Origin of the sequence: Terribium retamae (genome assembly GCF_022347545.1) — a bacterium.
Classification (GTDB): domain Bacteria; phylum Pseudomonadota; class Alphaproteobacteria; order Rhizobiales; family Rhizobiaceae; genus Mesorhizobium; species Mesorhizobium retamae.
In genome coordinates this window covers 1-19656 of the sequence record NZ_JAKREW010000037.1, presented here as the reverse complement: position 1 = coordinate 19656, position 19656 = coordinate 1, and the positions used below count along the sequence as shown (strand labels likewise).

Here is a 19656-nt window from a genome sequence, read left to right as displayed (position 1 = left end):
GCTCCAGCAATTTCGTCTAGACGCCGCCAAGGTCGCACAGGCTGGATTGAAAGAAAAATACGAAGTAACGTCTCCGATATAGATAAAATCTATGGCCGGGAGATGGGCCCAGGAGACAGCGATGAACAAGATGCTGCGCCAATTCATGGCGGTCGCGGAGGCCGGAACGATGAGCGGCGGCGCGACGGCCGCGCTGGTCTCGCAGCCTTCGCTGACCGTCAACATGCGCAGGCTCGAAGAGACGATGGGCGTGCCGCTCTTCATCCGCACACCGCGTGGTGTGCGGCTGACGGAGTATGGCGAAACGCTCTATCAGAATGCCAGGCTCATGCAGCGTCTCTACGACAATACGCTCAAGGCCCTCGAACGGCAGCGCCAGCGTACGGAAGAGGGCCTGCGCATCGGATCAGGCTATTCGTGGTGGTCGCTGTTCATCCGCGACATGGTGGTCGAGCATTCCAGACGCCATCCGGGTGCGCGCATCTATGTCAGCCTCGGCAACCAGCTGCGCTGCATGGACCTTTTGCTCGGCGGCGACATCTCCATGTTCGTGTCGCATGAGATCGAAGGGTTGAGCCTCAATACCGGGACCGAGCTGATCCCGCTCATGCAGGTCGGCGCCGGCTATTTCGTGCGCGAGGGCCATCCCCTGCTTGGGCGAACCGTCACCCTGGCTGACATAGACCGATACCCGATGGTCAGCACCGCCGTTCCGGAAGCCCGACACCAGCGTTTCTTCGAGACATGGACTCAAACGCTGGCCGACAGTGCCTTCGACCAGCAGCATTATACGTTTGCTTCCAACTCGCTGGCTGCCTGCCTGGACTATGTCGAACATACCGATGCGGTCATCAACCACACCGACGTGATGGCGAAGGAGTTCCAGCGCCGCGGATTACACCGGCTGTCACTGGCGGATTCCGCGCGCAAAAGAACGGTCGGCATCTATGTGCTCAAGGAGAGGATGAGCGAGCAGAGGACCATGGAGACGATCGCGCTGCTCAAGGAGGCCGCCGGGGCCATGCTGCCCCTCTGAGAGGCCGGCCGGGGCGTCCTCCTAAGTCCTTGCAAATGCGGGAATCGAGCTGTCTTCATAAGTGATCGCCCTCTGTCCACTTGGCGACAGACGGCAGGCCACGAGCAGGCGCAAAATAAGGCATCGGTGACAATTGCCACGGGCGTCACCGGCTGTGAGCGACGATCACGCTTCCGCCCCAATTGAAGGGAGGAAGCCATGTCGGCCCCTCAAGTCTCCAACGGTACAATTGCCTATCCTGACGATCTGAGACGTCTTGAGGAAATCTACGACGACATCTGCCGTCAGCGCGGTTTCCATTGCGGTAGTTTCGCAGCGGAAGACCTCGCCAAGGCAACCATGGATCTGTTCGGACAGGGTGTCATCGACGAAGTCGAAATCCGCGAAAGCCTGGAGCTTTATCTCGGGCGGAAATCGACAGCAGGCGAGCGGAGGTTCGGATAATGAGCCCGTTCCAGACCGTGACGTTCCGCACCGCGCGCGGCTATAAATTCCATGTGACGTGCCTGTACGACATCACCCGAGCGCTGGCCATGGCATGGCCGGACAAGGAGCGCGAGAGTTACCGCGAAGCAGCGCGGCTGGCAGGTGAGGCCGCGGAAGGCTGGTGCACGCACCGGGCAGCCTATGACGCCTTCGTTACTGCGGCGAGCGAGCAGGGCCGGATCGTCAGGCCGCGCAAGCTGTGCGACCGGGTGGCCCAGGAGCTGGCAGCGATCGAGCCGGAAAATTTCAACCCGAAGCCGGCACCGTATCTGGCCAGGATGCGCGCGCGTTCGGCCCGCCAAAACCTGATGCGACCTCACAAACCGCACATTTAGATGCCATCTTCGCGTTGACCCCATGGCCGCTCCGTCTCGCCGGAGCAGCCTTTCATCCATCCGTTCCATGAAAGGAGAGGCTCTTGCCTATCCGACAGAAGCTGGAAGATGTCGCGATACTGCAGCCCGACGAGATCGACCTTTTGACCAAGGTTTTCGCGGCAACTTGCATCGAAAACGAGACGGCCCAGGACAGGGAAGAACGCGCGTCGCGGATCATCGCCAATTACCAGCTCGGCATCCGCAACGAGGCCGAATTGATCGCACTCTCGCGGCTGCGGCTGGCCAGCTAGCGATTTCATCACCGCCGAACCGCCCGGCCGAACCGGGCGGGTCGCTTCTACTCCTGGCCTCCGGTGCGACGGGCTTCTCCGGCCAGGTTGCGGTCTTGCGAAAAGCCCTGCTCGCGGTCGGCGGTGTTCTCACCGCTTTCCCTGTCAGTCTCACCTGCGAGACCGGGATCTTGCGAAAAGCCCTGGTCCAGCGTGTTCCCACCCGCCTCCCTGTCGGCTTCACCGGCGAGGCCGGGATCTTGCGAAAAGCCTTGCCCCCGGTCGGTCGTGTTCTCACCGGCCTCCCTGTCGGCCTCACCGGCGAGGCCGGGGTCTTGCGAGAAGCTACGCTCCTCGTCGAGCGCATTTTCGCCACCCGCCCCGCCAGCTTCAGCCGCCGCTTCCTCGTCCTGGGAGAAGCTGCGCTCCTCGTCCGGAACGTTTTCGCCGCCTTTCCGGCCTGCCTCGGACGCCAGTTCGGGATCCGTGGAGAAGCTTCGTTTTTCGTCGGGCACACTTTTGCCGCCCTGGCTGGCGATGTCGCGTTGTCTGTCCTGGTCCATGGACGCGAAGCCGCGTCCCGAGTTGTCACTCTCAGGCATTTCACTCTCCCTGGGGTCCGAAGTGATGAGGTTCGATCGACCTCACCGAAACAACCTCATCGAAGAGCCGCCGTTCCGAAAAAGCGATGTTACAAACTTCACGTTTGAAGATCTGGCGAACAAAGCGGAAATCGAACCGGCTACCGCCTCTGCCCGAACGCGATGAAGCGACGATCCTGGTAGTCGGCCAGATAACCGGAATGCACGGGTTGGCCGAGCCACCTGGATTTCATGTAGGCAAAGGCTGAAACGGGCGGACCGCCATCGACGGGCGAGACCTGGAGCGGCAGGCGCCAATTGCCTGGCTTGCCGAGCGATTCCATCCTATCGAGCTCCGCCAGCGTGCCGGCTCCCACTTCATACGATTCTCCCCGCACGCGAAGCCCCACGCCCGGCTCGTTGAACATCATCGGTGCGAAGTAGGGACCGGCAACCAGCATCGGATATGGCGCCACCGTGCTGCAGGACCTGAGAAAGCGGGCTCCCGCCAGACCGGCCTCATGGAGCGGAAAGCCCTTCTTGAGCGTGCCGAAGACAAAGACGATATGCGTCATCGAGAATGGTCGTTCGTCAGGGATGTCAAACCGGCCCGGTACACTATGGGCCATACCGAGCCGGGCTGGCATACGGTTGGAAGGGAAGCCACCCGCATCGAGGAAAACACGCCGCTTCGGGGGCTGTTCCCAAAACCTGCCTACGTTGCCCGAATGTACCGGGCGAAATTCGGCAATTCCAGGAACATCACCGGCGGATCACGCGTTGGGCAAGCGGTGGGCGGCGTCCGGGAGAACCGTCCGATGCCTTACACACCTGTATTCCACCGACGCCTGGATCTCGACGGTGTCGACATCTTCTATCGCGAGGCCGGGTCCGAAAATGCGCCCGCCATTCTGTTGCCGCACGGCTATCCCTGTTCCTCCTATGAGTTCAGGAATTACATGGCGGCACTCGGCGATCGCTGGCGGCTGCTGGCGCCCGACTTTCCCGGTTGCGGCTATAGCGCCACGCCCGACGATTTCGACTATAGCTTCAACGGCTATGCCGCCTTCCTGGCGCGGTTTGCCGATCGGCTCGGCCTGAAGCGCTTCGTGATCTACCTGCATGATTTCGGCTCGCAGATCGGTCTGAGGCTGGCCATCGCCAGGCCCGGCATGATCGCCGGCTGCATCATCCAGAACGGCGACATCTATGAAGACGTGCTCGGCCCGAAATACGCGGCCCTCAAGGCCTATTGGGACGATCCGTCCAACGCACGCTATCAGAAGATCCGCGCCGCCATCACATTCGAGGAATTTCGCGAGGAGTTCCTCAACGACGTCTCGGGTAAAGGCATCGCCTCGCTGATTCCGCCCGACCTCTGGGAACTGCACTGGGCGCAGGCCACGCCAAAGCGCCGCGAAATCTACGCGTCGATCATCGCCGGCCTGAGAGAGAATGTCGCGTGGTTCCCACGCTATCAGGCGTGGCTGCGAGAGCATCGCCCGCCGACGCTGATCGCCTGGGGGCCGCATGATGGATATATGCCCGCCGAGTCAGCGCGGGCCTATCTGCGCGACCTGCCCGACGCCGAGCTTCATCTGTTGGAAGGCGGGCATTGGCTGCTCGAAACGCATCTCAACGAAGTCGTCAGCCTGACTCGCGATTTCCTCGGCCGCGTCCATCGCCAAGCCAAGGTTCCATGACGAACGGTTTCAGGCTCGACCGCCCTTCGGGAACAATATCTTCAACTGGCCTTCTGCCTCGTTCCATCGGCTTGTCTGATAGCGCCAGTGCCCCCGCGCGCTCACGGCAAGAAACAGGACCCCAACCGCAACGGCCGCGACCGCGGTGGCGGGAATGCCGAAAGCAACAACCACGCCGGCAAAAACCCCGGCAATGGCGCTGTTGAGGGTGCCCACGATGAAGGCTGTGCTGGTGAAACACGGCCATGGCACCGAACCCGTCCCGGTTTCGGTGGAAAGCGCGAACCGATCGTCGTGGGTCGAATGGACCAGATATCGTGCGATCATCGGTTCCCGTTCTATGTAAAAGTGGCGGATCCTGGCCATGCCGCGTGCGAGGATCATGTCTTCGATCGCCACCTCCGCCGTCCTGGCAAAGGTGATCGCCCCGACAAAGAACAGGCAAGGCAGCAGGATAAGGCTGAAAAGCACGAAGGGCCGGCCCATCTGGGTGACCTGCGCGACAAAAGCCAGCGCGATCGTCGCGCTCGAAACCGCTGCCAGAAAGAGACTCGCCCGTTGACTGGCCTCCTGGATCGTACCGGTGCGTGCCGTCTGCAGGACGAAATATTCCGTCGTCATGATCGGGACGAGACTGGTCTGCTGTTCATCCCTGTGAATCATCGCAACATCTCCCTCGTGGAAAGGCTGCGCCTCTGGACGATTCCGTGACGTCGAAACCTCAACCTGTCAGCGGTAAAGCTTCCTGGTAGCCGCATCTTGCTTGTGTTGTTCCGCCGGGCTTTTCCTGCGCCGGGTGAGCAGAGCGAATGCGAGAAAGCCAGCCAGAACAATGGGGCCGACAGTGAGCAGAAGCAACCACATCTCGTTCGCGAACATCTGAACCTCCTATTGCGGCGGGTTCGCCGGTTGGGATGGCTGCGTTCCCTGCTGCTCGCCGCCGGTACCTGTTTGAGGCGTCGGGTTCTTGTCGGTTTCGGTGCTTGGCGTTGCGGGCTGATTGCCCTTCTGGCTGTCGCTGCCGCCATTGTTGCAAGCCGCAAGCGCAACGGCAGCCAGCACTGCGATCGGCATCAGGATTTTCATCGAACCATCCTCCTCGGAGCCAACGGCTCCTGGATGCAGAGGTTCCATCTTTGTGCTCCGGAGAGCCCGGTCGCACCGACTCTCAGCCCCGTTCCGCCTCGAGTGTCGCCAGCAGCGTCGGCACGGTCGCGCCGGTCAAATCCTTGGCGATTTCCGCCTGGATCGCCGGCAGCATCTGGCTGTGGTAGCGTTTCCTGAGTTCGCCCAGCGTGCGCGGCGCGGCAATCACCACCAGACGCTCGAATTCATTGGCAAGGAACATGTCCGACAGAATGCCGGCAACGCCGGCGGCAAAGCTGTCTTCTTCAAGCTGCCGTGCATCGGGGTTGGCGGCCGTGCTGCGGTGGCGCATTCCGCTCGATTTGTTCTGCGTTTCAACCGCCTCCACGGCAAGCGGCACGAGCTCCGGTGCACTTTCGTCGCCCTGGTTGCGATAGAGGCTGAGTTTTTCGCCGTCGCACACGGCAATGACGGTTCCGTTGGCAATCAACATTTCCTGCTCCCTGTTTCTCCAGCACCCGAAAACGATCTTCGGAAAAAGCACGATCAACGCGCAGCGCTTCAACGGGGAACGCCTTCGCAAGCGAATGGATGCCTCAATCTCCGGTGCGGCGGAAATCGCGACGCGCCCGCTTTTCAGGAACCATCGGGATAAACACCGGTTCACCCAGTGAACGTCGTCATCGACAACGTGAAGACCAATCGGATTTCGCCGGAAGGAAAAGCGCCATGAGGACGCCCTATCTCAACCTGTCGATCAACCTGATCTTCAGCGCTCTCGTGATGTATCTGGTGATGTTTTCCATGATCGACGCTTGGGCGGATTTCTACAACAATCTGAACATGCTCTACATGACGCTGATGATGCTGGCGCCGATGGCGATCCTGATGATCGTCACAATGCCGGGCATGTATCCCAGCAAGCGGGCCAATGTCGTCATCTGCCTCGCGGCGATCGTGGTTTTCGTTGCGGCCTTCGGCCTGACGCGCAAACAGGGCCTTGTCGATGACAGCCAGTTCCTGCGTTCGATGATTCCGCATCATTCCGGCGCGATCCTGATGTGCCGGGAGGCACAATTGGAAAAGCCGGGCATCAAGGAACTGTGCGACGGCATCATCAGGTCGCAACAAGACGAGATCCGACAGATGGAAGCGCTGTTGGCGGGGTCGAGCTGATGCTGCGTCGTGGAGGCTGTCTTTGCGGCACTGTCCGCTACAGCGTGCGCCAGGAACCGCGCGTGCATTACTGCCATTGCGAGATGTGCCGGCGCGCTACCGGCAGCGCTTTTGCCGTGCTGTGCTGGGTTGAGCGCCAAACCGTCAGTTGGGAAGCCGAGGCTCCAGCCCTTCGCCGCTCCTCGCCGCTGGCCAGCCGCGGTTTCTGCCCGCAATGCGGAACCCCGCTTACCCTGGACTATGACGGCTCAAGCGAAATCGCGCTGCATGGCGGCACGTTCGACGAGCCGAACTCACTTCGCCCCGGCTACAACTATGGTGCCGAGCGACGCCTCGACTGGGTGTGCGCCGGAACGGATCTTCCGAACCATGTTATCACGGAGCGATGGTGAGCGAGCGCGCCGGATCGGATCGAACACCTGGAGGCTGAGCGCCGGCTCTTCCTCATTGTCGCGCACCGCCGTCACGCTCTCAAGGGGGGCCGTGAGCTGCCAGCGTACATGGCCGGTGCCGCGATCGATCTCCGCGCTGCCGTCCAATGCCTGTGGCGTGGCGCGCAGCAGCACGATGCTGCCGAAGCCGCGCGAGTTCGCCTCCTGTTGGAGGATAGGCCCGCCGTCGAAATTCTCCTCCCAGCAGAGCTGCAGCACCGGGGTGCCCGAAGTGTCCGGCGCGATCTGCCACGTCACCGCTATCGACCCACTGGGGCCGGCCAAGGCGCCGTATTTGGCCGAATTGGTGCCCAGTTCGTGCAGCGCCATGCCGAGATATTGCACGGCGCGCGCATTCAACGTCAGCAGCGACCCCGAGACCTTGATCCGCTCCTCATGCCCGAAGGGCTTGAGATGCTCCTGCACCAGTTCGGCGACATTGGCGCCCGACCAATCCGACAGCACGAGAAGATCGTGGGAGCGCGAGAGCGCGCAGATTCGATCCCGGATATGGCGCTCGAATTCCTGCGGGGACGTGGCGCGCCGGCTGGTTTCCTTCACCATCGCCAGGATGACGGCATACTGGTTCTTCACCCGATGGTTGACCTCGCGCAGCAGCAGCCGGATGCGACGCTCGTTTTCCCGCGTCGCGGTGATGTCGCGGGCAATCTGGGAGGCGCCGATGATGCGGCCGTCGGCGGTGCGGATCGGCGAAATCGTCAACGACACATGGATCTGCGTACCGTCATTGCGCACGCGCACGGTTTCGTAGCTTGCAATGCGTTCGCCGCGGCGGATTCGCTCGATGATCTCGTGTTCTTCGCTGCGCAGATGCTCAGGGATCAGCATCAGGATGGATTGGCCCATCGCCTCGTCCGCTGTGTAGCCGAACATACGTTCGGCGGCAGCATTCCAAGTGGTGATGATGCTGTTGAGATCCTTGCTGATTATGGCGTCGTAGGAGGAATCGACGATGGCCGCAAGGCGGGCCTGTGCCTCCGTATCGGACTGAAGTTCGACACGGCCGGTCGTGGTGGACTGCATGATTCCCTCCGGTCAAACGCACAACGCATCGGTAATAAAATTCCCGGCTTGCAAGGTGGTTCCAAAAATCTGCATCGGTTGGGCCGGGCTTCGTAAGACATTGTCGGAACCATCGCCGTCATCACCGGTTGCGAGTTCAAAGAGCGCCGCATGGCGAGAGCTCGAGGTTTTTGCGCGACGCTCCGCAGCAAGGTGAGGATCATGAACGATTTCAGCAATTTCATGCGCGAACGCGATCGGGCGGCGTCAGCCTATTGCCAGGGCGATGCGGCGCCGGTGAACGCCCTCACGACGAAGCAAGACCCGGTCTCGTTCTTCGGACCGGACGGTCACTCCGTGCAGGGCGCAGACGACATCAAGGCGGCGTTCTCCAAGGGAGCCGCCGCCTTCGGTGTCAACGGCAAGAGCCATCTGGAAATCGTCCAGTCCGGATCCGGCGACGACATCGCCTATTGGTGCGGTTTCCAATATGCCGAGGTGGATATGGACGGCAAAATGGTTCCAATGTCGCTCAGGATCACCGAGCTCTTCCGCCGCGAAGAAGGCGCGTGGAAGCTGGTTCATCGCCACGCCGACATGGCGAAGGCCTCGTGACCGGATCCGGCGATGTTCAAGTCTGAGCGCGAAACCACGAGGCTGGAACTGACCCACCGGAACGGCGCCCTCGTCGTCAACTTCGATGTTCTTTGAAAATTTTGACCTGCGCCATGTGGAAACAGGAGCCGGGACGATCCGGCTGAGGATCGGCGGCAGCGGCCCTCCGCTCCTGTTGCTGCACGGACATCCCCGCACGCATACGACATGGTGGCGCGTCGCTCCGCTGCTTGCCGACGACTTCACCGTCGTCTGCCCGGATATGCCGGGCTTTGGCGCAAGCTACCAGCCGGTGACGCTGGAGCAATCCTGCGGCCGCGCCAAAGCAGTTGCATTGGAAGAGTGCATGCGGGCGCTCGGCTTCGCCGCCTTTGCGGTGGCCGGCCACGATCGCGGCTCTTATCGCGCGTTCCGCCTGGCCATGGATTTTCCCGAGCAAGTCACGAAACTCGCGGTTCTCGACGGCGTGCCGATCTACGAAGCGCTGGAACGGGCGGACTGGCGCTTCGCGAGAAGCTGGTGGCACTGGTTCTTTTTCGCCCAGAGCGAGAAAGCCGAGGCCGCGATCAAGGCAGATCCCGATCTCTGGTATCCTTGCGATCGGGAAAAAATGGGCCCCGAGAACGCAGACGATTATCTCGGGGCGACCAGGAACCCGCTCGTCGTTCGAGGCATGCTCGCCGACTACAAAGCCGGTCTGGAATTCGACTATGACCACGACCGGGCCGATTTCGAGGCCGGACGAAAACTCGCCTGTCCGCTGGCGGTGTTCTGGTCGGCTCTCGACGACATGGAAGCTCTCTACGGGGACCCGAAGCTGCCGTGGCAGGCCTGGACCACCCTGGACATCGTCGGCTCTGCGATCGACAGCGGACATCATATGGCGGAAGAGGCGCCCTCCGAGCTGGCGGGAAAGCTGCGCCGGTTCCTGCTTTGAGGCGAGGAGCCAAGCCGGCATCTCGACAAACAATTACGCCGGCAAAACACGCCGGTGCGGCAGCTGGGTTCAGGGCCTTGCCATCGTCAGTTTTTCGGAACGAACATGCTCACGCGCCGTTGGCTTTTGTGTACCCTGCAGAAGAGGAAACAACGATGTTGAGAACCACGTTTCTGACCGCCACCTGTGCACTGCTGCTGGCAGGCCCAGCCCTTGCGCAGACCGCCACGCCCAGCGCTCCTGCCGAAACCGAGATGTCGGTTACGACCAAGGAGGTGTTCACGGCACCGGCAGGCACCGACGCTACGACCGTCGGCTCGATCCAGCCGAAGGACGGCCAGATCCTGGCCACGTCCTTCATCGGCGAGAGCGTCTATGAAAGCGAGAAGGCCGATGCCGCCACCGTGGGCAAGGTCAACGACCTTATCTTCACGCCCGACGGCAAGATCGAAGCCGCGGTCGTCGGCGTCGGCGGCTTCCTCGGCGTCGGCGAAAAGGATGTCGCCGTCAGCCCCAGCAAGCTGAAGATGGCTACGCGCAGCGACGGTAAGACCTGGCTGGTGACGACGGCCACGAAGGACGAGCTCAACGCGGCACCGGCCTTCGATCGCAGCAAGCTGGCTGACGCGGCATCCGGAACGACTGGTGCCGGCAGCGGCGCCCCGGCAGCACCCGCTCCTGCGCCAGCGCAGTAATAAAGGTTTGCCCCGGCTCCAGAAAGCCGGGGCATCCCCACCAAGTCGAATTCAACCACAATTGGCCCCCGGCGGCCTGATGCGCGTTATTGCGCGACCCCGTCATACCGATCCTGCTTCAGCAAACCGGCGAGATGGACAGCGTTCGACGCTGCCATGGCAAGCGCAGACTGCACCGCGTCCGGCATGGCCGGCAGGTCGACATAATTGACCTTCTGCATGGCCTCCCCCACCCAATAGACGCCTGAATTGGCAGGAATGGTGAAGCCGACATCGTTCAGCGCCTGAAAGCACTCGGCATGACAATGATGAGCGCCATCCTCATTGCCGACAACCGCCACCAGCGCCACCTTGCCGGCAGCCGGCATCCGGCCCCTGTCGTCGGTTTCAGACAGGAACGCATCCATGCGCTCCAGCACGCGCTTGGCGATGCTCGAAGGCTGGCCGAGCCAGATCGGCAAACCAAGGATGAAGATGTCCGCCGCCAGGATCTTGCTTCGCAGCTCCGGCCATTCATCGCCCTCGCCCTGATCCGACAGCACACCCGGCTTGATGTTGCGATCCGCGGCGCGAACCACCGGCGCGGTGATGGCGCCGTGGCGCGCCAAAGCCTCGATCAAGTCGTTCAGCAACTTGTCGGTCGAGGATTTTTCCTGGCTCGTGGACGGTTTCAGGGAACAATTGAGGGCAAAGCATTTCAACTCGGGCATCACGGTCTCCTTTCGAAACGAACCGCTGGCGGTGCCGGTCGTTCCGATGAACTTGGGCGTCCGAGGCGCGCACTGGGGAGGCCGTCCCCGAAGGCCGCTTCAGTCCTTTTTGTCGACCTTGATCATGATCGTCTGCAGGAGCGCCAGGACGATGACGGCGAGCACCGTGGCCAGCAAGGCGATCTGCCAGAACCCCAGCCCCACCGCCAAGCCGATGGCACCTGCCAGCCACATGCCGGCGCCGGTCGTCAACCCCTGCACCTCTCCCTTTGCGAAGAAGATCAGGCCAGCGGCCAGGAATGCTACGCCGGCGGTCGTGGCTTCGACGAGGCGGATCGGGTCGATCCGGATCTCCTGACCGGCAAAGGCGTCGACATGGGTGATTTCGATGGTCAGTATGGCGATCGCGGCGGTCGCCAGGCAAACGAGGATATGTGTCCTCAGGCCTGCCGGCCGGTCGCGCCATTCCCGCTCCATGCCGACGATGGACCCGAGAACGGCTGCCAGCAAAAGCCTGCCTGATATGACGGAGAAGGGCAGCCATGTCGGCTGACCGAAGCGCTCAAGGAATTCTTCCATGAGGGCGAAAACGTGCCGCTGACTGCTCGGTTCCCACTAAATGCATGCGCATGAAAGGAAACCGCCGCCATTCTGCAGAATGGCGGCGGCATGGCGTCAATCGTAGACCTTGACGATCTTGCGGGTGCCGGGATCGACCAGGACGGTCCTGTTATCGATCACGACGTAACGATATTTCACGTCGGGAACGTCCTCAAAACTGTGCAATTCCACAGTCTCGGGCACGCTGGAGCCGATGTTCAATTCGACGCCGGGAACCGAAACCGAGGCAAGAGGTTTCTTCTTCACATATTCATGGATCACGGTGTCCTGTTCGGGAGTGATGATCACGTCCTGAGCACTCACCACCGCTGTGCCGGCAGCAAACAGCAACGCTGCCGCCGCGGGAATAATCGTAGTTCGCGGATTGAAAATCCTCATCGGAATCCTCCGATCGAAAAGTCCCTTCTCAGCGATAATCCGGAGCCACGAAGGTGGTTCCTAGTTTTTGGGGTCGCCCAGGATTCAGGAACGAGATCGGGGCTCGGTCATTATGCGATTGTATCCCGGCGAGGTGCTTCGAATGCCGACAGCCGCCAAAATCGCGTTGATCGTCGCTGCGCTGCTGGCGATGTTCGCCCTCGGCTTCCTGTATTCCACCGGCGGGCCCGGCGCTCTCATCATTCCCGGCAACACGCCGCAATAGCCGGCAGCTCACCGGACCTTAACGATCCTCCGCCTTGCGCCGGCGCTCGATTTCCTCCGGCTCCTTCTCGTCGATCGTGGTGAGCTCGTTCTTTGCGCTGGCAGTTGCGCGCAGCAGTTCATCCAGCTTGGCCTGCAGCGCCTGGGTATCGCGGTGCTCGGCGCGCTGGATGAACAGCGTCATGGCCCAGGTCGCCAGCGTGGCGAAACCGTGCCAGTCGAAGGTTTCCGGTTGAAAGACGAGCCACAGGATGGCGTAGCCGATCAGGATCAGGAACGCCCATGGCCGTGCGGTGGCGGTGCCGAGATGGGTCAGGACGCTGGCTGTCCTCATGCTCGCTTCTCCCACGCGCTGCCGGATTGGCAAAAGATGCCGGCCTTTCGCCGGTCGCCTACATCTGATCGTTGTAGGGTTGTTTCTTCTGGCCGACCGATTTGGCGAGATCCGAAAATGGCGGGATGTCTGCCTCTCCCTGGGCGGCATTCGCCGCCATGAGGAGCCGGATCGGGAAACAGACGGCATCCCTGTTGGACGGCGACATGTCTTCGTAGAGACGTTCGTCACCAGTCAGCGACGCTTCGACCTTTCGCAAAGCGAGATCGACATCGTCGACGGAAACAAGGCCTTTGCGGACAAGTGTGTTGTTGATGGCCGCAACGGCCATCAACAACCCCTCGATCTGCAGATTGGCGACGTTCATCGCGCATCACTCCTTGACATAGGCACCCGGCTGCCGCCCTGCCCTTGGCGCTTTCGCGTCCTTGGAGCGCTCCGCAATGGCGGGACCTGCGCCCGAGGTCTTTTCCGTGGCCGGACTGGGGGTCGCGCGATGACCGGACTTCCGGGACGATGCGGGAGCATCTTTTTCGGAAGGGGCGCTGTCCTTCAACTGTTCGTCCACGACACTGCGCGCCCCCTCCGCGGGGTCTCGTTCGAAACGTTTGCTGTCGGGCATGGCTACCTCCTCTTCGATAGCGAGATTTGCGGGGCCGGCACCTTGGCAGGACCAAGGCACCGGGCCGGCAGGACCCATCAATGACGGCGAGCGTAGGCTTCGTTGTTGCGACCGCGGGCCGGAGCCGGAACGGGGGGCCCGACAATGTCGAAATCGTCCGGCACGCTGTCGACAAGCTCACGGCCCACGCGATAGGCGCAGTAGCCGAAGATCAGGATCGTCAAAAGCCGCAGCATGGCAACCTCCTGGTTTGGAACGGGACGGTCATGCCGGCGGCCAGGGGAGATCGCCCCTCGCATCGGCTTCCGGTTCCTGATGTTCGGGCATTTCCTTGAGCTGGTCCTCGGTGAAGGTGGTGACGGCGTGAACCTCACCGTCTTCGTCCCGCATGAAATCGAGCTGGCTCGCCCGCAGGGCTACCGGCTTCGTTCCGATGCCGAGAAAACCACCGACATCGATGATGATCTCGCTGGCAGAACCGGTGCCATGGACATGCGAGACGGAGCCCAGATTGTCGTCGTCGGGGCCGTAGACCGTCGCCCCTTCGATGATGTCGGGGATCAATTCGGCTTCGGTGAGGCGTACGTGGTTGGTGTGGTCCATGATCGTCTCCTCTTCAGGTTCCTAGACAACCTCAACCGCTTCGCGGATCGCCCGTTCCGAAAATGTACTGCTTCGCCCGCCGATAAACCGGGCGATCAGGAATGCCGGCCGATGGCCGATCCGGGCAGGGAGGAGACGATGGCACTTCCCGCCAAAGCGTGACGTCAGCAAAGGGTAGCGCCGCCGGTCGGGAGGCATGAGGCGCGTCGGCATGATGATACGGAAACCGCCCGTCCGGAGCCCGAGCTGTTGCCACTCGACAAGCACAAAGGTATTATCGGCGATACAAGTACTTTAGTACATTGGTTTACTGCCATCTTCCCGTGCGAAACTACTGTCCCGATTCAGAAAAGGGAGCAGATGTGGCGAGATCAACCTGGGAATGTTCAGGCTGTGGCGAAGTGTTCGCGCCGAAAAAGAACGACAAATGGCGGACGGTTCGCATAGAGATAACATCGATCGACGGTGCGGCACAGCTCAACGAGAGCTTCGAACTCTGCCCCGATTGCCAATCCCGGCTGATGAAACTGGCCAACCCGACGAAATGGCCCAAAGCGCAAACGCGGTCGGACGTCTGGCGTGCTTCAAGGAAAAGCGCGTAGCGGGTTTCCGTCCGGAATTGCATAAGCAAGAGCTGAAGCGTTTCGCGTTCCGGAAAGAGTAACACCCCCCCGGGTGACATGCTGCCGCTTGCCACCGCGCAATCCGCACACAGAGCTGTATGCAACTTTGCCATAACTCCGGGCAGCTCGTTGCCGCTGCTTCCTACCGAAATGAGGGAATACCGGCCCAGCCTGCTTTTTCGATAAGAGTTCCGTGGTTTCCTGAAATACCTGTTTCATGATGAGATGCTAACGGAGCCCGCATGCTGTGGAACAGCCGCGCCGGCTATTTGTTTGCATCAGAGGTCGACCGAATTAGCGGAGCAGCAGCGGTGCTGAATCAGTCTGCCAGCATCCTCGATAGTCAGCGCGCGGCGAATCTCGAAGCATTGCAGCCGTTCGAAGTCGTCGGCGCGCGCCGGTTGAGCGGTTGGCGGGGCACGATCCTTCACGTCGTCCTGCCGCCAGGCCAACGAACCGTCCGCGCGTCCAGCCATCTTGCGATGATCCTGATGCGGCCCAATCGCGAGATCGAGGTGAGCACTTCCGGCGAGACGGCGAGACGCTTCGATGCCGCGACAGGCACCTTGGAAATCGTGCCCGAAGGATGGGAGCGGGCATACAGCTGGCCGTCCATCCAGGAGGCGGTCGTGGTGGCGATCGGAAACCAGACACTCGAAAGCATGGCAAAGGTAGCCGGCTCGCCGCCGATCGAACTGCGCCCGCCGCGTTCCGGTACGGTCGACCTGACGGCGCTGCGGCTCGGACGATTGATGCGCCAGGAGCTTGCCCGGGAACAGCCGTCGCAAATCGCGGCGGACTCGCTGATCACCCTCATGGGGATGCACCTTGTCCGCAACTACAACGCCACCATCGACTGGTCAGCCCGTGCGAGAGGGGGGCTTTCGGAGACAAACGCAAGGAAACTCAAGACCTATATCAACGAGAATTTCAGGCGGAAGATCACGATCAGCCAGTTGGCGGCACTCAGCAACCTGTCCGAAAGCCATTTCCAGCAGGCCTTTGCGAGAACCTTCGGTGAATCGCCGCATCGGACCATCGTCAAGATGCGCCTGGATTTCGCAGTCAGCCTGATGCGCGATACCGATCGTTCGCTCGCGGAGATTGCGTTTCTGAGCGGATTTGCAAGTCAAAGTCACATGACTTCGACAATGAAGAAATTCATGAATGTCACGCCAAACATGATAAGAACAATACGAAATTAGAATAAATTTTTCACTGATGATTATTTCTACATCTTGCCATAAAAATAGTCAAAAGCCTCTTTCATTATTCGAAATTCTGTTCAGATAAAACTTTTCTGCAACGACGACCGCATTTTCCTGAAATACTTTCCACCCAGCCACTGTTAGTGCTTTGCCGCCTCTTGGACGGGGGGTCAACGGGCTCGACATGTGTTTTGGGCAAACACAGCAAGGTCGATCCGGCCGGAATGGTCTGACTGGAGATGCAGAAGAAGAAAAACGTGCCCACGGGGACCGGCGGTTCCGCGATATCTCCTGTTGACGAGACGTCAAGCATAGCAGACCGCTTCGCGCAGCAACCGCTTGCCCGGAGGTCGGCAAGCCTGCCGCCTTTCACCAGCGAGCAGACGCACGGCTTCGTGCAGTCCCATCACACCAGCGTCGCGGTCAACAGCGACAGCCTTGGCTGGCGGAGCCTGTTCGTCTCCCGCCAGAAGGAGCAGCCGTTCCAGACAAGCTTTGGACAGCGCCCGGATCCGCTGATCGCACTCGCCCTCAACGGCCCGGCGCGGGTGTGGCTGGCCTTTCATGGTATCGGCATGGAAAAGCAGGTGCTTCCCGGCAGCTTCGGGATCGTGCCGTCGGGTCTGAATTTCGAGGCGAAGCTCGATCATCCGCTGGAGACGATCCATGTCTATGTTCGCCGCGAACTGATCGGAGAGATGGCGGAATCCCTTTACGGCGATCCGTCCCGCGCGGAACTGGTGCCGCGCTTCGGAGAGTTCGATGCCCTGGTGGAACATCTCGTGCGCGAGATCTGCGCACAGGCGCAAGCGCCGACGGCTGCATCGGCGCTCTATGTCGAATATCTGACGATGGCACTGGCGGCTCGCCTTGTGCAGGATCATTCGACTGCCGCGACGCACGCGAAGGTCCCGCAGTCGCCGCAAAGACTCACGTCCCGCCAGATACAATCGGCGAGAGATTATATCGAGACGAACCTCGCTGGTGTGCTGTCGCTGGAGGAACTGGCGAGAAGTCTCAATATGAGCCCGGCGCATTTCGCACGGCTGTTCAAGCAATCCACCGGCCTTGCGCCCTATCAATATGTCATCCGCAGCCGCATCGAACGCGTGCAGCGCCTGCTTGCACAGACCAACGAGCCGATTTCGCGCATCGCCATCGCCTGCGGTTTCGCCGATCAGGTGCATCTGACTCAGACGTTCCGGCGCATGACCGGGTCGACGCCGGCGGCGTTCCGCAAGCAGCATTACCGGTGAGCTGTACCAGGATCGCTGGAAAACTGGTCCAGATAAAATCAGACAAATATTAGCGGGAACGCATAAAGACGGCGGCCGAAAAATATGGCCTCTTCCAGCTCGATGATGGCGGCGGGGGAATGGTCGAATGCAGCATTCGGCCCATGGCGATGGTGCGACTGAAATCCAGTTTCCGCTGGCGGGCCTTCCGGCTGCCAGGCCAGGCGGGCAGCCTATGCCCCAAGGCACCGACGCCTACACATCCAAGACCAAAGCGGCCTGGACCATCCTTTCGGATCGTTATGCGGGCCGCCTGACGAGTGCCGAACTCGACCATCTTTTCGCCTGCTTTGTACTCGGGCTGACCACACCAGCCTTTGGCGAGGCTGAGCCGGCGCGGCACTTTGAGGTCGTGCGCAAACTCGTCGCCTTGCAGGTGCCGCCTGAGCGGACTCAGGCGGCCCTGCATGAAATTCCCGAATCCTCGGCCCCCTGGGTCGAAGGCGCCTACGCCTCGGTTGAACGCCAGGGCGTGAACATCGGATTGGCTTTGGCAGCGGGTGGTGAAGCGGACGCCACCGGCGAACACAGATAACTAGAGGGGTTTGCTGTGACGACATCGACTGAAAGATTTGCGCGGCGTTATTCCGGCTTTGTCGGCAACTGGATATCCGGTGCATCCGACAGCCGGTCGCTCCGGCGCAGGCTTATGGCTGCCTTGCGGATGGCGCATCGCACACTCGGCCTGAAGCGCAACCGGATGGGACTGGGGTTGCTGGGAACCGGCGGTACCGCCGCAGCGATCGCGATCTCCTTCCTTAGCCTGATGGCCGCACCTGCAGGTGCAAATACGACAATAGGGGGCGGCACAGTTGCGGCCCCGACCATCGGCGCAATCGCGATCGGCACCGGCGACCCGGGATGCAACCCCGCCATCGGAGGCAACTCATATGCCTCGATCGTGATGGGATGCGGTTCTTCGGCAAACATCACCGATCCGACCAACTACCAACCCGGAGTGGGGCTCAATGGACCGATCGTCATCGGTGTCGGCTCCAATTCAACGGGCGCCAATGCGATCACTTTCGGCAACGCCAGCACGAGCCATGGCGATAATGGTATCTCCATCGGCACGGGAGCCGTGAGCGGAATTGCAGGCACCAATACGGATAACGCCATTGCTATCGGCCGCGTCGCAACCGCAACCGGGCCTGGCTCCATGGCGATCGGCTTCAACCCCAATGCGACCGGCGTGCGATCGCTGGCCCTGGGCTTCCAGTCGGTTTCGAACAGCATCGATTCCGTCGCACAGGGTACCAGCGCCAGCGCAACGGGGCAGAATGCCATAGCGCTTGGCTTCCAAGCGACTGCGACCACGATCAACTCTGTCTATCTCGGTTCGCGCACCGCCGCCGGGACGGGAGCCTTGGCCGAAGGCACCATCGCCATCGGCACCGACGTGACCGCATCGAATTCGCGCGCCATCGCGCTGGGCCATCAGAGCAGGTCGACCGGTGTCGTCGCTACCGCGCTTGGCGCAGAGGCGGTCGCGAGCGGCAATAACGCCATCGCAATGGGCTACCAAGCCACGGCGAGTGGGCTGGAAGGCGTGGCGATCGGCAACATGACCCAGGCGACCGCCACCAATTCAACGGCGCTCGGCAACCAGATCATCGCAGCGGGCGAAGGCAGCGTCGCGATCGGCTCCAACACCGGGCTCGCCGTCGATGCCGCCTCGACCAACGGCGTGGCCATCGGCTGGGGGGCAAAAGTTGCCAACGCGCCTTCGGGTATCGCCATGGGCAATGGCGCGACCGCGAGCGCGGCCAACGCCACCGCAATCGGAAACACCGCCACCGCCAGCGGTCAAAACGGGCTTGCGCTCGGCGAAGCCACCACTGCGAGCGGCGACCATTCGTCGGCGCTGGGGCGCAACGCCCAGGCCACCGGCCTCGCTTCGAGCGCCGTCGGCAATCTGGCCAGGGCACAGGCCGATTATGCGGTCGCGTTCGGATCGGGCGCTGTCGGCGCCGGCCAGGCATCGGTAGCCGTCGGCCAGGGCGCCGGTTCCGGTTCAACCAGCGCCAACGCCAATTCCGTTGCCATGGGCACTGCGGCAGGCGGCTTCGTGACCGGCGCCCAGAACACGGCCATCGGCTCGGGCGCTGCCGGTGTAATGCGCGGCGCCGGCTCGGGTGTCACGGGAACACGCAACATTGCGCTCGGCAGCGGCGACGGTACCGTCGACTATGACGCCACCGGCAAGGCTTCCGCCGGCAGCCTGGTGACCGGCAACGACAACGTCGCCATCGGCACCAATGCAGGCATCGGCGTGGGCGCCAACAACACCACGTCGATCGGCTTCAACGCCAAGGCCAGTGCACAGAGCGCGATCGCCATGGGCAACACGGCGATCGCCGACGCGGCCGACGCCGTGTCCATCGGTACGAATTCGACAGCCACCGGCGGCAAAGCTGTCTCCATCGGCGCCGGCAACACCGCCTATGGCGACGGCGCGGTCTCGATCGGCGACCCAAGCTACGCCAGCGGCACCGGCGCTTTCACCGGCGGCGCCAACAACATCGCCAACAGCGATGGAACCGCCACGGCCACGGCCGCGAACCAGGCCGCAGGCGCGGTGGCGATCGGCAACAACAACAAGGCGATCGGCCAGGGCAGCGT

The 19656-nt window shown here is 61.7% G+C and carries 29 protein-coding genes and 1 pseudogene; 15 read left to right on the top strand and 15 right to left on the bottom strand.

The window, feature by feature from the left end; genetic code table 11:
* Positions 1 to 121 precede the first annotated feature (121 nt).
* The 4 genes from L4923_RS24720 to L4923_RS24705 all read left to right on the top strand — a co-directional run bounded on the left by L4923_RS24720 (position 122) and on the right by L4923_RS24705 (position 2150).
* Positions 122 to 1036 (top strand): LysR family transcriptional regulator, encoded by a 915-nt coding sequence (locus L4923_RS24720; RefSeq protein ID WP_239369765.1) that lies wholly within the window; start codon positions 122 to 124, stop codon positions 1034 to 1036.
* 198 nt (positions 1037 to 1234) lie between these two features.
* The gene (locus L4923_RS24715; RefSeq protein ID WP_239369764.1) at positions 1235 to 1480 is read left to right on the top strand and encodes a hypothetical protein; all 246 of its coding nucleotides are present in this window, start codon (positions 1235 to 1237) and stop codon (positions 1478 to 1480) included.
* On the top strand, positions 1480 to 1857 hold the full coding sequence (locus tag L4923_RS24710; RefSeq protein ID WP_239369763.1) for a DUF982 domain-containing protein: 378 nt from the start codon (positions 1480 to 1482) through the stop codon (positions 1855 to 1857). Before L4923_RS24715 ends, L4923_RS24710 begins: the two co-directional genes overlap by 1 nt.
* A gap of 83 nt (positions 1858 to 1940) precedes the next feature.
* The gene (locus tag L4923_RS24705; protein WP_239369762.1) at positions 1941 to 2150 is read left to right on the top strand and encodes a hypothetical protein; all 210 of its coding nucleotides are present in this window, start codon (positions 1941 to 1943) and stop codon (positions 2148 to 2150) included.
* 47 nt (positions 2151 to 2197) lie between these two features.
* Here the strand turns inward: L4923_RS24705 and L4923_RS31140 are convergent, their stop codons facing one another.
* Entirely contained in the window at positions 2198 to 2731 is a 534-nt protein-coding gene (locus L4923_RS31140) for a con-10 family general stress protein (RefSeq protein ID WP_343304070.1), read from the bottom strand.
* 140 nt (positions 2732 to 2871) lie between these two features.
* The gene (locus L4923_RS24695; protein ID WP_239369761.1) at positions 2872 to 3285 is read right to left on the bottom strand and encodes a gamma-glutamylcyclotransferase family protein; all 414 of its coding nucleotides are present in this window, start codon (positions 3283 to 3285) and stop codon (positions 2872 to 2874) included.
* A gap of 243 nt (positions 3286 to 3528) precedes the next feature.
* On the opposite strand from L4923_RS24695, the gene L4923_RS24690 reads away from it, so the two are divergent.
* A complete protein-coding gene (locus tag L4923_RS24690; RefSeq protein WP_239369760.1) occupies positions 3529 to 4413 on the top strand; it encodes an alpha/beta fold hydrolase in 885 nt (294 codons plus the stop codon).
* A 9-nt stretch (positions 4414 to 4422) separates the two neighbouring features.
* Here the strand turns inward: L4923_RS24690 and L4923_RS24685 are convergent, their stop codons facing one another.
* The 4 genes from L4923_RS24685 to L4923_RS24670 form a co-directional block, all read right to left on the bottom strand.
* Positions 4423 to 5076, bottom strand: coding sequence for a hypothetical protein (locus L4923_RS24685; protein WP_239369759.1), 654 nt, complete (start codon positions 5074 to 5076; stop codon positions 4423 to 4425).
* 66 nt (positions 5077 to 5142) lie between these two features.
* Positions 5143 to 5292: a hypothetical protein gene (locus tag L4923_RS24680; protein WP_239369758.1), complete on the bottom strand. Its 150-nt coding sequence runs from the start codon at positions 5290 to 5292 to the stop codon at positions 5143 to 5145.
* A gap of 9 nt (positions 5293 to 5301) precedes the next feature.
* Positions 5302 to 5499, bottom strand: coding sequence for a hypothetical protein (locus L4923_RS24675; RefSeq protein ID WP_239369757.1), 198 nt, complete (start codon positions 5497 to 5499; stop codon positions 5302 to 5304).
* Between the two features lie 82 nt (positions 5500 to 5581).
* Positions 5582 to 5992 carry a host attachment family protein gene (locus L4923_RS24670; protein WP_239369756.1) on the bottom strand — a complete coding sequence of 137 codons (411 nt, stop codon included), beginning with the start codon at positions 5990 to 5992 and terminating at the stop codon, positions 5582 to 5584.
* A gap of 236 nt (positions 5993 to 6228) precedes the next feature.
* Here L4923_RS24670 and L4923_RS24665 point away from each other — a divergent pair, with 236 nt between their 5' ends.
* Both L4923_RS24665 and L4923_RS24660 read left to right on the top strand, forming a co-directional pair.
* Positions 6229 to 6675: a DUF305 domain-containing protein gene (locus L4923_RS24665; protein ID WP_239369755.1), complete on the top strand. Its 447-nt coding sequence runs from the start codon at positions 6229 to 6231 to the stop codon at positions 6673 to 6675.
* Complete coding sequence (locus L4923_RS24660) at positions 6675 to 7067, top strand: GFA family protein (protein ID WP_343304066.1); 393 nt, start codon at positions 6675 to 6677, stop codon at positions 7065 to 7067. Before L4923_RS24665 ends, L4923_RS24660 begins: the two co-directional genes overlap by 1 nt.
* Here L4923_RS24660 and L4923_RS24655 read toward each other — a convergent pair.
* The gene (locus tag L4923_RS24655) at positions 6969 to 8150 is read right to left on the bottom strand and encodes a sensor histidine kinase (protein ID WP_239369754.1); all 1182 of its coding nucleotides are present in this window, start codon (positions 8148 to 8150) and stop codon (positions 6969 to 6971) included. The genes L4923_RS24660 and L4923_RS24655 overlap by 99 nt on opposite strands.
* Positions 8151 to 8351: 201 nt before the next feature.
* Between L4923_RS24655 and L4923_RS24650 the strand changes: the two genes are divergently transcribed.
* From L4923_RS24650 to L4923_RS24640, 3 genes are all read left to right on the top strand, one after another.
* Positions 8352 to 8744, top strand: coding sequence for a YybH family protein (locus tag L4923_RS24650; RefSeq protein WP_239369753.1), 393 nt, complete (start codon positions 8352 to 8354; stop codon positions 8742 to 8744).
* An 85-nt stretch (positions 8745 to 8829) separates the two neighbouring features.
* Positions 8830 to 9681, top strand: a complete 852-nt coding sequence (locus L4923_RS24645; protein ID WP_239369752.1) for an alpha/beta fold hydrolase — start codon at positions 8830 to 8832, stop codon at positions 9679 to 9681.
* A 155-nt stretch (positions 9682 to 9836) separates the two neighbouring features.
* Positions 9837 to 10376: a PRC-barrel domain-containing protein gene (locus tag L4923_RS24640; RefSeq protein ID WP_239369751.1), complete on the top strand. Its 540-nt coding sequence runs from the start codon at positions 9837 to 9839 to the stop codon at positions 10374 to 10376.
* Positions 10377 to 10462: 86 nt separating this feature from the next.
* Here the strand turns inward: L4923_RS24640 and L4923_RS24635 are convergent, their stop codons facing one another.
* From L4923_RS24635 to L4923_RS24625, 3 genes are all read right to left on the bottom strand, one after another.
* Positions 10463 to 11086, bottom strand: coding sequence for a flavodoxin family protein (locus L4923_RS24635; protein ID WP_239369750.1), 624 nt, complete (start codon positions 11084 to 11086; stop codon positions 10463 to 10465).
* A 99-nt stretch (positions 11087 to 11185) separates the two neighbouring features.
* Positions 11186 to 11665 carry an MgtC/SapB family protein gene (locus L4923_RS24630; RefSeq protein ID WP_239369749.1) on the bottom strand — a complete coding sequence of 160 codons (480 nt, stop codon included), beginning with the start codon at positions 11663 to 11665 and terminating at the stop codon, positions 11186 to 11188.
* A gap of 96 nt (positions 11666 to 11761) precedes the next feature.
* Positions 11762 to 12085: a DUF1236 domain-containing protein gene (locus tag L4923_RS24625; RefSeq protein WP_239369748.1), complete on the bottom strand. Its 324-nt coding sequence runs from the start codon at positions 12083 to 12085 to the stop codon at positions 11762 to 11764.
* A 142-nt stretch (positions 12086 to 12227) separates the two neighbouring features.
* Between L4923_RS24625 and L4923_RS31005 the strand changes: the two genes are divergently transcribed.
* Positions 12228 to 12350, top strand: coding sequence for a hypothetical protein (locus tag L4923_RS31005; RefSeq protein ID WP_275448559.1), 123 nt, complete (start codon positions 12228 to 12230; stop codon positions 12348 to 12350).
* Between the two features lie 18 nt (positions 12351 to 12368).
* Here the strand turns inward: L4923_RS31005 and L4923_RS24620 are convergent, their stop codons facing one another.
* From L4923_RS24620 to L4923_RS24600, 5 genes are all read right to left on the bottom strand, one after another.
* Entirely contained in the window at positions 12369 to 12683 is a 315-nt protein-coding gene (locus tag L4923_RS24620) for a low affinity iron permease family protein (RefSeq protein WP_239369747.1), read from the bottom strand.
* 58 nt (positions 12684 to 12741) lie between these two features.
* Complete coding sequence (locus tag L4923_RS24615; RefSeq protein ID WP_239369746.1) at positions 12742 to 13050, bottom strand: BAR domain-containing protein; 309 nt, start codon at positions 13048 to 13050, stop codon at positions 12742 to 12744.
* Positions 13051 to 13056: 6 nt separating this feature from the next.
* Complete coding sequence (locus tag L4923_RS24610) at positions 13057 to 13305, bottom strand: hypothetical protein (protein WP_239369745.1); 249 nt, start codon at positions 13303 to 13305, stop codon at positions 13057 to 13059.
* A gap of 77 nt (positions 13306 to 13382) precedes the next feature.
* Positions 13383 to 13541 carry a hypothetical protein gene (locus L4923_RS24605; protein ID WP_239369744.1) on the bottom strand — a complete coding sequence of 53 codons (159 nt, stop codon included), beginning with the start codon at positions 13539 to 13541 and terminating at the stop codon, positions 13383 to 13385.
* A gap of 28 nt (positions 13542 to 13569) precedes the next feature.
* A complete protein-coding gene (locus L4923_RS24600) occupies positions 13570 to 13908 on the bottom strand; it encodes a PRC-barrel domain-containing protein (protein ID WP_239369743.1) in 339 nt (112 codons plus the stop codon).
* Between the two features lie 934 nt (positions 13909 to 14842).
* Here L4923_RS24600 and L4923_RS24595 point away from each other — a divergent pair.
* The 4 genes and pseudogenes from L4923_RS24595 to L4923_RS24580 all read left to right on the top strand — a co-directional run.
* The gene (locus L4923_RS24595; RefSeq protein WP_239369742.1) at positions 14843 to 15736 is read left to right on the top strand and encodes a helix-turn-helix transcriptional regulator; all 894 of its coding nucleotides are present in this window, start codon (positions 14843 to 14845) and stop codon (positions 15734 to 15736) included.
* Between the two features lie 260 nt (positions 15737 to 15996).
* On the top strand, positions 15997 to 16995 hold the full coding sequence (locus L4923_RS31135) for a helix-turn-helix domain-containing protein (protein WP_239369741.1): 999 nt from the start codon (positions 15997 to 15999) through the stop codon (positions 16993 to 16995).
* Positions 16996 to 17122: 127 nt separating this feature from the next.
* A complete protein-coding gene (locus tag L4923_RS24585; protein ID WP_239369740.1) occupies positions 17123 to 17569 on the top strand; it encodes a hypothetical protein in 447 nt (148 codons plus the stop codon).
* 15 nt (positions 17570 to 17584) lie between these two features.
* A pseudogene (locus L4923_RS24580) lies at positions 17585 to 19656 on the top strand (calcium-binding protein); the annotation flags it as partial.

What these genes read in the sequence shown, in the direction of transcription:
- L4923_RS24720 (WP_239369765.1), top strand. Translation starts at nt 122, where the DNA reads ATGAACAAGATGCTGCGCCAATTCATGGCGGTCGCGGAGGCCGGAACG.
- L4923_RS24715 (WP_239369764.1), top strand. Translation starts at nt 1,235, where the DNA reads ATGTCGGCCCCTCAAGTCTCCAACGGTACAATTGCCTATCCTGACGAT.
- L4923_RS24710 (WP_239369763.1), top strand. Translation starts at nt 1,480, where the DNA reads ATGAGCCCGTTCCAGACCGTGACGTTCCGCACCGCGCGCGGCTATAAA.
- L4923_RS31140 (WP_343304070.1), bottom strand. Translation starts at nt 2,731, where the DNA reads ATGCCTGAGAGTGACAACTCGGGACGCGGCTTCGCGTCCATGGACCAG.
- L4923_RS24695 (WP_239369761.1), bottom strand. Translation starts at nt 3,285, where the DNA reads ATGACGCATATCGTCTTTGTCTTCGGCACGCTCAAGAAGGGCTTTCCG.
- L4923_RS24690 (WP_239369760.1), top strand. Translation starts at nt 3,529, where the DNA reads ATGCCTTACACACCTGTATTCCACCGACGCCTGGATCTCGACGGTGTC.
- L4923_RS24685 (WP_239369759.1), bottom strand. Translation starts at nt 5,076, where the DNA reads ATGATTCACAGGGATGAACAGCAGACCAGTCTCGTCCCGATCATGACG.
- L4923_RS24680 (WP_239369758.1), bottom strand. Translation starts at nt 5,292, where the DNA reads ATGTTCGCGAACGAGATGTGGTTGCTTCTGCTCACTGTCGGCCCCATT.
- L4923_RS24675 (WP_239369757.1), bottom strand. Translation starts at nt 5,499, where the DNA reads ATGAAAATCCTGATGCCGATCGCAGTGCTGGCTGCCGTTGCGCTTGCG.
- L4923_RS24670 (WP_239369756.1), bottom strand. Translation starts at nt 5,992, where the DNA reads ATGTTGATTGCCAACGGAACCGTCATTGCCGTGTGCGACGGCGAAAAA.
- L4923_RS24665 (WP_239369755.1), top strand. Translation starts at nt 6,229, where the DNA reads ATGAGGACGCCCTATCTCAACCTGTCGATCAACCTGATCTTCAGCGCT.
- L4923_RS24660 (WP_343304066.1), top strand. Translation starts at nt 6,675, where the DNA reads ATGCTGCGTCGTGGAGGCTGTCTTTGCGGCACTGTCCGCTACAGCGTG.
- L4923_RS24655 (WP_239369754.1), bottom strand. Translation starts at nt 8,150, where the DNA reads ATGCAGTCCACCACGACCGGCCGTGTCGAACTTCAGTCCGATACGGAG.
- L4923_RS24650 (WP_239369753.1), top strand. Translation starts at nt 8,352, where the DNA reads ATGAACGATTTCAGCAATTTCATGCGCGAACGCGATCGGGCGGCGTCA.
- L4923_RS24645 (WP_239369752.1), top strand. Translation starts at nt 8,830, where the DNA reads ATGTTCTTTGAAAATTTTGACCTGCGCCATGTGGAAACAGGAGCCGGG.
- L4923_RS24640 (WP_239369751.1), top strand. Translation starts at nt 9,837, where the DNA reads ATGTTGAGAACCACGTTTCTGACCGCCACCTGTGCACTGCTGCTGGCA.
- L4923_RS24635 (WP_239369750.1), bottom strand. Translation starts at nt 11,086, where the DNA reads ATGCCCGAGTTGAAATGCTTTGCCCTCAATTGTTCCCTGAAACCGTCC.
- L4923_RS24630 (WP_239369749.1), bottom strand. Translation starts at nt 11,665, where the DNA reads ATGGAAGAATTCCTTGAGCGCTTCGGTCAGCCGACATGGCTGCCCTTC.
- L4923_RS24625 (WP_239369748.1), bottom strand. Translation starts at nt 12,085, where the DNA reads ATGAGGATTTTCAATCCGCGAACTACGATTATTCCCGCGGCGGCAGCG.
- L4923_RS31005 (WP_275448559.1), top strand. Translation starts at nt 12,228, where the DNA reads ATGCCGACAGCCGCCAAAATCGCGTTGATCGTCGCTGCGCTGCTGGCG.
- L4923_RS24620 (WP_239369747.1), bottom strand. Translation starts at nt 12,683, where the DNA reads ATGAGGACAGCCAGCGTCCTGACCCATCTCGGCACCGCCACCGCACGG.
- L4923_RS24615 (WP_239369746.1), bottom strand. Translation starts at nt 13,050, where the DNA reads ATGAACGTCGCCAATCTGCAGATCGAGGGGTTGTTGATGGCCGTTGCG.
- L4923_RS24610 (WP_239369745.1), bottom strand. Translation starts at nt 13,305, where the DNA reads ATGCCCGACAGCAAACGTTTCGAACGAGACCCCGCGGAGGGGGCGCGC.
- L4923_RS24605 (WP_239369744.1), bottom strand. Translation starts at nt 13,541, where the DNA reads ATGCTGCGGCTTTTGACGATCCTGATCTTCGGCTACTGCGCCTATCGC.
- L4923_RS24600 (WP_239369743.1), bottom strand. Translation starts at nt 13,908, where the DNA reads ATGGACCACACCAACCACGTACGCCTCACCGAAGCCGAATTGATCCCC.
- L4923_RS24585 (WP_239369740.1), top strand. Translation starts at nt 17,123, where the DNA reads ATGCAGCATTCGGCCCATGGCGATGGTGCGACTGAAATCCAGTTTCCG.